This window comes from Clostridia bacterium (assembly GCA_028698525.1).
In the GTDB taxonomy this organism is placed as follows: domain Bacteria; phylum Bacillota; class Clostridia; order JAQVDB01; family JAQVDB01; genus JAQVDB01.
In genome coordinates, this window is the sequence record JAQVDB010000056.1 from 1 (window position 1) to 12,782 (window position 12,782).

Here is a 12,782-nt window from a genome sequence, read left to right on the forward strand (position 1 = left end):
TCAGCCATAGAAGATGCCTATAGACAAATCATTACCTTTAATAGCCCTATGCTGGAAGAAAACAACAGATACTTTCATAGACTATTGACAGAAGGCGTTGAGGTATCTTATAAGGAAAATAACAATATCAGAACCAAAAGAGCATATATCGTTGATTTCGATAATGTAGAGAATAACCAGTTTTTAGTGGTAAACCAATTTACAATTATAGAGAATGAAGAGAGAAGACCTGATTTAATTATATTTGTCAATGGAATTCCATTAGTGGTGATTGAACTTAAATCAGCAAGTGATGAAAATGTAGGGATCGAAAACGCATATAACCAAATTCAAACCTATAAGAGAGATATTCCTTCGCTGTTTAATTACAATGCATTCTGTATCTTGTCAGATGGAATCAATGCAAAGGCAGGGACTATTACATCTAATCAAGAAAGATTTATGAATTGGAGAAGCATTGACGGAAAGACAGTTGAGCCGCTGTCAAAGCCGCAGTATGAGGTTTTGTTTTATGGTATGCTTGCAAAAGATCGACTGTTAGATATCATTAAAAATTTCATTGTATTTCAAGAATCCAAAGAACAAGAGAAAAATATAGAAGGGAATAAAATAGGGGGTAAGAAAACAATTATTAAAATTCTTGCTGCCTATCATCAATATTTTGCAGTTAAAAAAGCCATTGAAAAAACTAAAGAAGCTACTAGTGAACAAGGAGACAGGAAAATAGGGGTTATTTGGCATACTCAAGGATCTGGTAAAAGCTTGTCTATGGTATTCTATGCAGCAGGATTAGTAAGAGAATTAAATAATCCAACTATCGTTGTGATTACAGATAGAAATGACTTAGACGATCAGCTATTTAGTACTTTTTCAAAATCTGAAGATATACTGAGACAAACTCCAAAACAAGCAGATGTTAGAAAGCTAACAGATGAACAAAAGAAACAGCAAGCCAAGGAAAAGTCAAAAGAAATTAATGGATTATTCGATTTATTGAACGATAGGCAATCAGGAGGAATCATATTTACTACCATTCAAAAGTTCAAACCTCAAGAAGGAGAAATGCCTGTTCTTACAGACCGAAGAAACGTTATCATCATAGCTGATGAAGCTCACAGGAGTCAATATGGGTTGGATGCAAAAACTAATATAAAAACAGGTGAAGTTAAGTATGGTTATGCAAAATATTTAAGAGATGCCCTTCCGAATGCATCATTTATAGGGTTTACAGGAACACCAATAGATTTAGAGGATCGCTCTACAACTGCCGTCTTTGGACATTGCATAGATACCTATGATATGACACGAGCAGTAGAGGATGAAGCTACTGTTAAAATATATTATGAAAACAGAATTATTAAGTTAGAAACTGATGATGAAGAATTAAAGAAGATAGATGAAGAGTTTGAAGAAGTAACTGAGGGCCAAGAAGAACTTGAAAGAGAAAAGAGCAAGACTAAATGGTCAAGGCTAGAAGCCATAGTGGGATCGCCAAATAGGGTGAAAAAACTTGCTGAAGATATCGTTGCTCACTATGAAGAAAAATCTAAGACTATAGATGGTAAAGCTATGATTGTTTGCATGAGCAGAAGAATTTGTGCAGAGCTTTATGATGAGATAGTTAAGTTAAGACCAGGCTGGCATAATGATGATGTAGATAAAGGCAGGATAAAGGTAGTTATAACAGGAAGTGCTGCAGACAATGAAAAACTGCAAAAACATGTTGGTGGGAAGCAACGAAGAGATATATTGGCTAAAAGAATGAAGGATAACGATGATGAATTGAAGATTGTTATTGTTAGAGATATGTGGCTTACTGGTTTTGATGTACCATCGATGCATACCATGTATATTGACAAACCTATGAAAGGTCATACTCTCATGCAGGCAATTGCAAGAGTCAATAGAGTATTTAAGGATAAATCAGGTGGTGTAGTCGTTGATTATCTAGGGATTCTTGAGAATTTAAAGAGCGCATTGAAAGAATATACAGATGTAGATAAGAAAAATACAGGAATTGATACTTCGGTAGCAGTTTCTATTATGTTAGAAAAACTTGAAATACTTCAAGGAATGATGCATGGATTTGATTATTCCAAATACATGGGCACATCTCAAGTTGAAAGGATTAGAGCTATCACAGGTGGGATGGATTTTATACTGGGAAAGCCAGAAAAAGAACAGAAAGAATTTAAGAAAATAGCAGTAGAATTAGCAAAGGCACATTCTCTATGCGCAGCTACAGATGAAGGGAAAGCAAAAGCGCTAGAAGTAAGTTATTTTAAAGCTGTGAAGGCAAGTTTGATAAAGTTAAGGCAAAAAGAAACAGTTAAAAGATCTAATAAAGAGATTGAAGTTAGAGTAAATCAAATGTTGGAGCGCTCTATTATATCAGAAGATGTAATCGATGTTTTTGATGTGATGGGATTTAAAAGACCTGATGTTTCTATTTTATCAGAAGAGTTTTTGGATGAAGTTAGAGAAATCAAGCATAAAAACTTAGCAGTAGAGATGCTGAAGAAATTATTAGAGGGCAATATAAAGTCAATGGAAAAGAGAAATGTGGTAAAATCGGAAAAGTTTTCCGAAAAATTGAGAAAAGCTCTCAATAGATATAGAAATCAGGCTATCACCAATGCAGAGGTCATTGAAGAACTGATCAGAATGGCCCATGAGATGAAAAGGGTAAAAGAAGAAGAAAAAAATTTAGGGCTTAATGAAGATGAAATAGCATTTTATGATGCATTGACAGCAGACCAAGCTGTTAAAAAATTTATGACTGATGAGACTTTAAAAAAGATTGCCCAAGAGTTGACTTTAGCTATAAGAAATAATATTACTGTTGACTGGAGCGTAAGAAAAAGTGCTCAGGCAGGCATGAGAAGGATTATAAAAAGACTTCTTAAAAAATATGATTATCCACCTGAACAAGCAAAAAATGCGCTTAAAGTTGTTATGAAACAGGCAGAGAAGATGTGCGGAAATGTGAGTGTGGATTATTCTCAGTATAACCAAGCAGCAGATGAAAATAAACAAGATTATATACTGAGATGAGATTTCTATTAAAAACTATTGGATAATGATTAAAAAGACTTGCTGATTTATGAGAAATATACCCGTATGTTAATTAGATTTAAAAAATAAAGGGGTTAAAAATAAGGATATAATGTTTGAACAATAAAAAAGAATGGTTCTAACAATATTGTTAGAACCATTCTTTTTTTGGTGCCGCTGATCGGAGTCGAACCGATACGTCCAGAGGACGCAGCATTTTGAGTGCTGTGCGTCTGCCTATTCCGCCACAGCGGCATATAAGAATCGTGACAATGAATATGATAACATAGTTAAATAATTTATGCAATAATTTTTATTAAAAAATTAATGTTTACTATGCAGGTTTTTTATTATGTTTGTCCAACTTTAAAATATATGGATTAACATGGAACAATAATTTATATTTTTTCGTCTAAAATCTATAGGTGTGATTTTGTTCCTATGAAAGGAGTGAAGGAAGATTGAGTACAGGTGAGAATGACTTGATTAAAAAGAGCGTTAAAGGAGATTTCCAGGCCTTTGAAGAATTGATCCAGCCATATCAGCAAAAAGTATATAATCTTTGCTATAGGATGCTTGGTAACGACTATGATGCTGTAGATTCATCTCAAGAAGTTTTTTTGAAGGTCTATGGAGCATTGGGGAAATTTAGAAAAGAATCATCTTTTTCAACATGGTTATATAGGATAACTATGAATACATGTGCAGACCAGTTGAGAAAAAGAAAAAAACAAAAAAACATCGTATCTCTTGAGCAAATGGAGGATATAGGCATAGGAATAGCTGAAACAGATTCGAGGGGCAATTCTCCTGAATTTGAATTGAACAGGAGGGAATCTAGGGATGAGATAATATCTGCAATAAATAAGCTGTCCTATAAATTCAAAGCGGCTGTTGTGCTCAAAGATTTACATGGTTTTACATATAGCGAAATAGCTGATATTCAGAAGTGTTCCATCGGTACTGTAAAATCTCGGTTGAGTCGTGGGAGAAATTATTTGAGAGATATATTAGAAAAAGATATGGAACAAAAAGAAAATAGGTTCCGTCAAAATAGTAGGAAGGAGGGATAGAGTTGACTTGCAATGAATTTAAGGATTTTATATCGGAGTATATTGATGGACAATTAGAAAACTCAAAGTGTAATGAGTTTGTTGAACATATGCACAGCTGTAAAAGGTGCAGAGAAGAATACAATAAAATTTGTGAAATAGTTGAAAAATGCAGAGATATACCTGAAGTAGAATTGCCTGAAGGCTACGAAAAACAGCTGCATCAAAAATTATTGGAACAGACACAGGACGAAAAAAGAAAAAAAGCTGGAATACTACATTTCGATTGGAAGAGATTAGTTTCTATTGCGGCAATATTAGCGATTTTAGTAGTGTCATACAATTTGATTAAAGCAGGATTTTATATGGGTTCCAGCGATAAAAAAACAGCTGTTGAACAAATGATGGATGGTGGTGCAAATTATGAACAAGTAGCGGAATCGGAAAGCTCTGAAGATGATATGGCATATGACACAGCGGGAGTCCAAGATAAAGCTGAAAGTCAGGAAGTCTCTCCGGAAGAGGAACAGGATGCGGGCGAACAGACTAAAGAAGATGCAGATACACTTTTTCGCGGTATTGAAGGAAGAAAGATAATAAATAATGCCTATATAGAAATGGAAACAGTGGAGTTTGACAGTATTATTAGAAAAATAACTCAAATGGTGGAAATCCAAGGAGGCTATGTTAAAAATTCGAATATTTCCGGGTTTAGCAAGGATGTTTCAAGGAGTGCACATATTGAATTAAAAGTCCCACAGGGAAAGTTTGGACAGTTTATTGAAGTGATAAAGGGGTACGGTGAGATCATTGAGCTGAGTGAGAGCGGTGAGGATATAACATCTCAGTACTTTGATACAGAGGCACGGTTGAAAACTCTTGAGATTCAGGAAGAAAGGCTTCTGGCCTTATTAGAAAAAGCGGAAAAGCTGGATACTATATTAAAGTTAGAAAACGAGTTGTCCAGGATAAGGCTTGAGATAGAGAACCTCACAGGTACTTTGAAAAAATGGGATCACCTTGTGGAGTATTCTACAATATCTATAAATATCTATGAAGTAAAGAAAGAGGAAATTGAGAAAATTGACCAGAATTTATGGCAGAGGATGGCAAATAGCTTTATCAAATCGTTAAACAGTCTTGTTAAGGGTATAGAGGCGCTTATCATTTTTATCGGTGCTGTACTTCCATATATTCCTTTGATCTTATTAGCAATATGGTTATTTAAGAAATATGTAATCAGGAGGTGATGTTTGTTTTGAAAAAAAGCACTGTATATATTACGTTGATAACGTTAGTCGCTCTTATCTGTGTATTCAGCGCTATAGAGATTTTCAAAGCACCCAAAGCGCAAGGGACTGATATAATCAGTACTGACAAAAATAAGCTGGGGAATAACAAGGTAATATCAGTTATCGGGCAATCAAGAATATTCGTACAGCCTGATATTGCTTATATAAGTTTTGGGGTGCAGACCGAAGATAAGGTTGCGAAGACAGCCCAGATAGATAATTCAGAAAAGATGGATAAAGTGATAAGCAGTTTAAAGTCAATGGGAATAAAAGATGAGGATATACAGACAAATAATTATAATATTTATCCTAAAGAAAGGTATGATCAAAACGGAAAAGCTCATGTAGATGGTTATATTGTAATTAACGAAGTACTTGTCATCATAAGAAACATTGAGAAGGTAGGAGAAACAATAGATGTGGTAGCTAAGGCCGGCGTGAATCGAGCAGGGAGCATACAATTCGGGCTGGCAGATCAGCAGAAAAGTTATGATGAGGCTTTAGCTAAAGCTGTAGAGGAGGCCAAAGGGAAGGCAGAATCAGTGGCTGGGGCTGCGGGAGTAAAGATAAAAGATATGTTATATATCAGCGAGGTTACAGAGAAAGAGGGAATAGTGATAGATGGTTATATGAAGGAGGAAGCGGTGCAGCTTGCTGATGAGGCGGTGCAAACTCCTATTCAGCCGGGGCAACTGGAAGTAAGTGCCAAGGTAAATGTAGTATATTCGTATTAAAGGAATGTGCTTTATAAGCATATTTCCTTTTTTTTTGTTGTATTTTATATATAATATAAGATAATCAATGTTTTAAAGGAGAGAGATAATGCCACAACAAAAAATGATCTTAATTGATGGAAATAGTTTGATTCATAGGGCATTCTATGCCTTACCTCTTTTGTCTAACAAACAAGGAGTATACACTAATGCGGTATACGGTTTCTTAAACATGATGTTTAAAGTGATAGACCAGGAAAAGCCGGATTATATAGGTGTTGCCTTCGATAGAAAGGCGCCTACCTTTAGACACGAGCAGTATGATGAATATAAAGCAGGCAGGAAAAAGACCCCTGATGAATTGGTATCCCAGATAGAACTGCTCAAGAAAGTGCTCAGTTCGATGGGTATAAGGATGTTCGAAATAGACGGGTTTGAAGCAGATGATGTGCTGGGAACATTGGCAAAAAGGGCAGAGTGTGAAAAGATAAATGCGTTGATAGTTACAGGAGACAGAGATGCATTGCAGTTGGCATCTGATTACATACACATAATTATCACTAAAAAAGGAATAACTAATGTTGAAAAATATACTAAGGAGCAGATAGAAAAAACCTACGGAATAACCGCTGAACAAATGGTAGATTTAAAAGGTCTTATGGGCGATAAGTCCGATAATATCCCGGGTATTCCCGGTGTAGGCGAAAAGACAGCGTTAAAGTTGCTTAAACAGTTTGATACATTGGAAAATGTATTGGACAACAAGGATAAAGTGTCAGGTAAAAAACTTAAAGAAAACATAGAAAAATATCAGGAACAGGCTTTGATGAGCAGGGAGCTTGCCAGGATAGTAACAGATGTGCCTATAGAATCGGATTTTAGTCAATGCACCTTCAAAGATTATAAAAATCAGCAAGTTTATCAAATATTTAAAGAGTTAGAGTTCAATAGTCTGATAGATAGGATGGGATTTGATTTTGATACAAATAAAAGCAATCTACAAAGAAAAATAGAAGATGTATGTGATTGGCAAGGTATAAATAAAATTAAGGACAATATAAGAAAAAACGGAAAAATGGCTATCAATATAGGACGGGATGTTATAATTTCATATGATGATAAGCACATCTTTAGAATTAAATTGGTTCAAGACCTTTTAAGCAAAGGAATGGATTACAATAAATTTTTAAAGGCATTTAAGGATATTTTTGAAGATGAGTCAATAAGTATCTACGGGCACGACCTAAAGCAACTACTAATTGAGTTAAATAAAAATAATATTGAACTTAAAGGTATTGCATTTGATACTATGATAGCTGCTTATGTTATAGAACCTACCAGAGCATCTTATAAATTAGAAGAATTGGCGATAGATTACGGTATAAGTAGCGGAGATATTGTGGATATCATGCAGTTAAAGGACGTATTAAACAGCAGGTTAAAAGATGATGACCTTGAAAGATTGTTCTATGATATAGAGCTTCCATTGATACAAGTACTTGCTGACATGGAGATATACGGTTTTAGAGCAGATAAAAAAATTCTCAAACAACTGAAAGATGAATTCAGTGAGAGAATTTCAGAGCTAGAGCAACGTATTTATCAAATTGCCGGGGAAAAGTTCAATATTAATTCACCCAAGCAATTAGGCATTATACTCTTTGAAAAATTAAATCTTCCTGTAGTTAAAAAGACAAAAACCGGATATTCTACTGATATAGAGGTGTTAGAAAAGCTCTTGGATAGGCATGAAATAATAGAATACATCATAGAATACAGACATATGGCAAAATTAAGATCAACATATATAGATGGACTGATCAATGTAATAAATCCAATGACGGGAAGAATTCATTCAAGCTTTAATCAAACAGTTACTTCTACCGGTAGGATTAGCAGCACCGAACCAAATTTGCAGAATATCCCCATTAAGATGGAACAGGGGAGACAGATAAGAAAGGTATTTAAACCCGATAATGATGATTTTTTGATACTTTCAGCAGATTATTCTCAGATAGAATTGAGGGTTTTAGCACATATATCTGAAGACGAAAACCTTATAGATTCTTTCATAAAAGGACAGGATGTTCACACTCGCACTGCATCTCAAATATTTGATGTTCCTATCGATAAGGTAACTCCGTCTATGCGATCAGATGCAAAGGCGGTAAATTTCGGAATAGTGTATGGAATAAGTGATTTTGGGTTGGCCCGCAATCTGAACATAAGCAGAAAAAAGGCCAAGGAATATATAGATAGTTATTTTAATAAATATAGCGGTGTGAAAAAATATATGGATAACATTGTGAAGTTTGCCGAGAGAAACGGTTATGTAACTACTCTATTTAACCGCAGAAGAGACTTACCGGAGTTAAAATCAAGAAATTATAATATCAGGACATTTGGTGAGCGGATAGCAATGAATACCCCTATACAAGGAACAGCAGCCGATATCATAAAAAAAGCCATGATAAAGGTATATGCTAATTTAAAATCAAGGCATATGCAAACCAAATTGATACTTCAGGTTCATGATGAACTGATATTGGAAGTATTTAAGCCTGAATTAGATGTAGTGAAGGATATGGTAAAACACACCATGGAATCTATAGTTGAGTTAAAGGTGCCTCTTTTGGTGGATATCAATGTGGGAGAAACTTGGTATGATGCAAAATAAAGTCTTAAAAACAAAAAAAATTGGGTTGACAGGCGGTATAGCCAGTGGAAAAAGCACGGTATCGGCCCATCTAAAGCACCTTGGTGCATATGTAATAGATGCAGATATAGTTTCCAGGGAAATAACTAAAAAGGGTTCTTTTGTTTTACAAAAATTAAAGGATGAATTAGGTAAAGAGATTGTAGATAATGATGGAAATTTAAATAGGCCTTTAGTACGAAATATAGTGTTTAATGATGCGGTCATGCTCAAAAAGTTGAATAAAGTAATTCATCCTGAAATAATCAGAGAGATAAGCTCAAGGATTGAAGATGTCTGCAATAAAGATATACCTGTAGTAGTGGTAGATGCCGCACTTTTAATTGAAACAGGCATCTATAAAAAAATGGACCAAGTATGGTTAGTATTTTTAGAGAAACAGGTACAGATCGAAAGGTTGATGAAAAGGGATAATATAAGTTATACAGATGCATTGAATATCATAAAAAGTCAGATGGAACTGGAACAGAAGGTCAAATATGCAGATTATATAATAGATAATAATTTCACCGAAGAATATACTTTAAAGCAAACAGAAAACTTATGGAACAAAGTTTTGACGGAGGTCTGTGGCGGTTGAAAAAGATATGCATTACTATTGCTATAACATTTATTATTGTTTTGGTTTTTTGGATGGTTTATAATTCTGCTTTTTTTCAGAGAGTTTTAAATCCAATAAGTTATAAAGAGTTGATATTCAAATATTCCGACAAGTATGAAATAGACCCTTATTTAGTAGCTTCCATAATATCTGTGGAAAGCAATTTTGACCCAAACGCAAGGTCCCACAAGGATGCATTGGGATTGATGCAAATAACATCTCCTACTGCAATATGGATCGCTCATAAAATTGATTATAAGCAGTTTTCAGAAAAAATGTTATTTGACCCTGAAATAAATATCATGTTTGGTTGTTGGTATATAGATAATTTAAGGGAAGAGTTTGGAGATAATTTAAGAAATATTTTAGCAGCATATAACGGAGGCCGAGGCAATGTAAACAAGTGGCTATCTGACAAAAATTACAGTAATGATGGAATATCTTTAAACAGGATACCTTTTAAGGAAACGGATAATTATGTACATAAAGTGATAGATAAATATAACAAGTACAAAAATATATATAAATAACTTGATTTTTCATGATATAATATTTTATCATATGGATTAAAAAGAAAGGAATGACACTCTGCAATGAAACAGATAGAAACGCTTGAGGATGTCAAAGGATTAAAACTAGAATCTAAAAGGAATTTTTATTCAGCAAATCATGAGGAAATTATGGCTGGTGCAACCACTGATATATATTTTGTAAGAACAATGGACATGTTAAAATATATTGACTGTGAAAATAAAGTTGTGACTGCAGAGATATTTGCAAGAAAGCCAGGGGTATTTGCCGGGATCGATGAAGTTATGAGTATACTTGACAACAAGGATGTTCAAGTTTGGGCATTGAATGAAGGGGATACTTTTGAATCTAAGGAAACCCTTGTAAGGATAAAAGGAAAATATTCTGAGTTTGGAATATTTGAAACTGTTTTTTTAGGAAGTTTAGCCAGTTCAAGTGGATGGGCCACTGCATCTGCCCATTGTAGAACAGCTTGTGGGGACAAGCCTTTTATATGTTTTGGTGCAAGACATGTACATCCGGCAGTTGCTCCTGTCATGGAAAGAGCTGCAGTGATAGGAGGAGCTGATAATGCAAGTTGTATCCTAGCTGCAAAGATGATGAACAAGGAGCCTTCAGGAACAGTTCCACATGCTGCTTTTTTGATAGCTGGTGATACTTTAAAGATTGCAAAAGCATATGATGAATCAATGCCTGAAAATGATCCACGTATTATATTGGTGGATACTTTTAAGGATGAAGCTGAAGAAGCTATTAGGGTGGCACAATTTTTAGGCGATAAGTTAAATGGTATTCGACTGGATACTCCCAGCGAGAGGGGTGGTGTTACACCAGCACTAATAAAAGAGATACGTGCTCGATTAGATTTGATTGGATTTGAAAATGTAAAGATTTTTGTATCAGGAGGTCTTACGCCTGATAAGATAGCTATCTTATCAGAATCTGGAGCAGATGCTTTTGGAGTAGGAAGCTACATATCAGCGGCACCTCCCATAGATATGACTATGGACATCAAGGAAGTGGAAGGCAAGCCAGTTGCAAAGAGAGGTCGTATACCGGGGATAGTGGAGAATAATAAGCTAGCAAAGCTCAAGTAAAAATGGGAGGGCGTTTAATGAAAAAGCATTTATGCCTGCTGTTGATGTTGGCTTTTATTATCAATATGCTTGTTGGTTGTTCATATTTATTTAAACCAGAAGATTTAATTGATGATGAATCACAACAGCAACAAAAAGAGAAGGATGAAGAAAAGCAAGTTGATCCTTACCCGGTGTACGGTGGCGAAATGAGGATTTCGATGGTGGATTCTGCTTGGTTAAACCCCTTATTGTTGACTAGCAAAAGTTCATATAATGTCTTCAATTTAATATATGATAATTTGGTTGAGTATGACAGTGAATTCAAGGTAGAACCAGGTTTGGCAAGTTCATGGGAATTTGAAGGCGATGGTGAGCAAGTGACTTTTTTTATAAGGCAGGGTGTGAAGTGGCACGATGGCGAAGAATTGACTGCAGATGATGTTAAATTCACTCTTGATATGATATTTAACAATAAAATAGAATCTCCTTATAAAAGTCAATTGAGCACTTTTATAAAAAGTTATAATGTACAGGATAAAAACAGCATCAGGGTCGTATTCAACAAGCCGGTTGGCGGGATGTTGGGCATACTATCTATTCCTATTATTCCCCAACACTATTATCAGTCTGCTGAGTTCATGCTCAAGAATCAGCATATATTACCTGTAGGAACGGGAGCATATCAAGTTACAGAGTATAATAATAGAAAAGATATGCTGCTTAAATCCAATAAAGATTGGTGGAAGGCAAAGCCATATATAGATAAAATAAATGTCAAACTGGTGCCAGATGAGCAAGCCCAAATAGCTGCATTGGAGACCGGGTTAATTGATGTATGCAGTGCAAAGGCAATAGATGCTGAAAAATATAATCAGTTTGAGAATATGAATACCTGCGATTTTGTTACTCAAGAATATGAGTTTATTGCATTAAATCAAAAAGATATTATTTTTCAAGATAAGTTTGTTAGAAAAGCAATTGCCATGGGTATAAATAAAGCTAAGATAATTGAAAAGGTTCTCCTGAACCATGCAATTGATGTAGATGTACCTGTTCAGCCACAGTCATGGTTATATGATCAATCTCTTGATATTTATGAGTTTGATCCTAAACAGGCAGAGGAGCAGCTTAGTATGGGAGGATGGACTGATAAAGATAATGATGGCATACTTAGCAAAGAGATAGATGGAAAAGAAATCAAACTTGAATTTGAGCTTTTGACTAATGAAGAAAATGAAATACGCAAGATAGTTGCACAGGAGATAGTTAAGGACCTTGAAAAACTTGGGATGGATATTGATTTAAAGTATGCTGAATGGCAACAAGTACAGGATGATCCAGATGCCGGCACTAAATTACAAGGAATAATAAAAAAAGGGGATTTTGATGCCGTGTTGATTGGCTATAATTTATCCAGAGTTCCTGATTTATCATTTGCCTTTCATTCCAGAGCTATTAAAGATGGAACAAACTTTGTTTATTATAGTAACGAGAAACTTGACCAACAACTGGATTCGGTAGGACAATATACTCAAGAAAAAGCATTTAGATCAAATTTCATTGATATAGCAAAGACTATAGGCGAGGATTTGCCATATATAAGTCTTTATTTTAGGACATCCTCGTTAGTAGCGGCAGAAAAAATAAAAGATGTTGAGGTTTACTCGGAGGATGAATTATATGGATGTTTACATGAATGGTATATATTTGAACAGTAAAATCTCAAAGAGTGAGAATTAACGAT

At 34.9% G+C, this 12,782-nt stretch carries 9 protein-coding genes and 1 tRNA gene; 9 read left to right on the forward strand and 1 reads right to left on the reverse strand.

Annotated elements, in window-relative coordinates; all coding sequences use genetic code 11:
- Nucleotides 1-3,054 (forward strand): type I restriction endonuclease subunit R (locus PHP06_08580; GenBank protein MDD3840612.1); only part of this gene is annotated, 3,054 nt, incomplete at its 5' end.
- A 169-nt stretch (nucleotides 3,055-3,223) separates the two neighbouring features.
- Here the strand turns inward: PHP06_08580 and PHP06_08585 are convergent.
- Nucleotides 3,224-3,309: transfer RNA gene (locus PHP06_08585), tRNA-Leu, on the reverse strand.
- 206 nt (nucleotides 3,310-3,515) lie between these two features.
- On the opposite strand from PHP06_08585, the gene PHP06_08590 reads away from it, so the two are divergent.
- From PHP06_08590 to PHP06_08625, 8 genes are all read left to right on the forward strand, one after another.
- On the forward strand, nucleotides 3,516-4,127 hold the full coding sequence (locus PHP06_08590) for a sigma-70 family RNA polymerase sigma factor (protein ID MDD3840613.1): 612 nt from the start codon (nucleotides 3,516-3,518) through the stop codon (nucleotides 4,125-4,127).
- 2 nt (nucleotides 4,128-4,129) lie between these two features.
- On the forward strand, nucleotides 4,130-5,356 hold the full coding sequence (locus tag PHP06_08595) for a DUF4349 domain-containing protein (GenBank protein ID MDD3840614.1): 1,227 nt from the start codon (nucleotides 4,130-4,132) through the stop codon (nucleotides 5,354-5,356).
- 8 nt (nucleotides 5,357-5,364) lie between these two features.
- Nucleotides 5,365-6,132, forward strand: coding sequence for an SIMPL domain-containing protein (locus PHP06_08600; GenBank protein ID MDD3840615.1), 768 nt, complete (start codon nucleotides 5,365-5,367; stop codon nucleotides 6,130-6,132).
- Nucleotides 6,133-6,220: 88 nt separating this feature from the next.
- Entirely contained in the window at nucleotides 6,221-8,788 is a 2,568-nt protein-coding gene (gene polA / locus PHP06_08605) for a DNA polymerase I (GenBank protein ID MDD3840616.1), read from the forward strand.
- On the forward strand, nucleotides 8,775-9,407 hold the full coding sequence (gene coaE, locus PHP06_08610; protein MDD3840617.1) for a dephospho-CoA kinase: 633 nt from the start codon (nucleotides 8,775-8,777) through the stop codon (nucleotides 9,405-9,407). The genes polA and coaE overlap by 14 nt, the downstream gene beginning before the upstream one ends.
- Nucleotides 9,404-9,958: a lytic transglycosylase domain-containing protein gene (locus PHP06_08615; protein MDD3840618.1), complete on the forward strand. Its 555-nt coding sequence runs from the start codon at nucleotides 9,404-9,406 to the stop codon at nucleotides 9,956-9,958. The genes coaE and PHP06_08615 overlap by 4 nt, the downstream gene beginning before the upstream one ends.
- Nucleotides 9,959-10,021: 63 nt before the next feature.
- Nucleotides 10,022-11,056 (forward strand): nicotinate phosphoribosyltransferase, encoded by a 1,035-nt coding sequence (locus tag PHP06_08620; GenBank protein MDD3840619.1) that lies wholly within the window; start codon nucleotides 10,022-10,024, stop codon nucleotides 11,054-11,056.
- 17 nt (nucleotides 11,057-11,073) lie between these two features.
- Nucleotides 11,074-12,756 carry an ABC transporter substrate-binding protein gene (locus tag PHP06_08625; protein MDD3840620.1) on the forward strand — a complete coding sequence of 561 codons (1,683 nt, stop codon included), beginning with the start codon at nucleotides 11,074-11,076 and terminating at the stop codon, nucleotides 12,754-12,756.
- The last annotated feature ends 26 nt before the right edge of the window (nucleotides 12,757-12,782 follow it).

Coding starts and splice junctions, on each gene's coding strand:
- polA (MDD3840616.1), top strand. CDS start 6,221: ATGCCACAACAAAAAATGATCTTAATTGATGGAAATAGTTTGATTCAT.
- coaE (MDD3840617.1), top strand. CDS start 8,775: ATGATGCAAAATAAAGTCTTAAAAACAAAAAAAATTGGGTTGACAGGC.
- PHP06_08620 (MDD3840619.1), top strand. CDS start 10,022: ATGAAACAGATAGAAACGCTTGAGGATGTCAAAGGATTAAAACTAGAA.
- PHP06_08625 (MDD3840620.1), top strand. CDS start 11,074: ATGAAAAAGCATTTATGCCTGCTGTTGATGTTGGCTTTTATTATCAAT.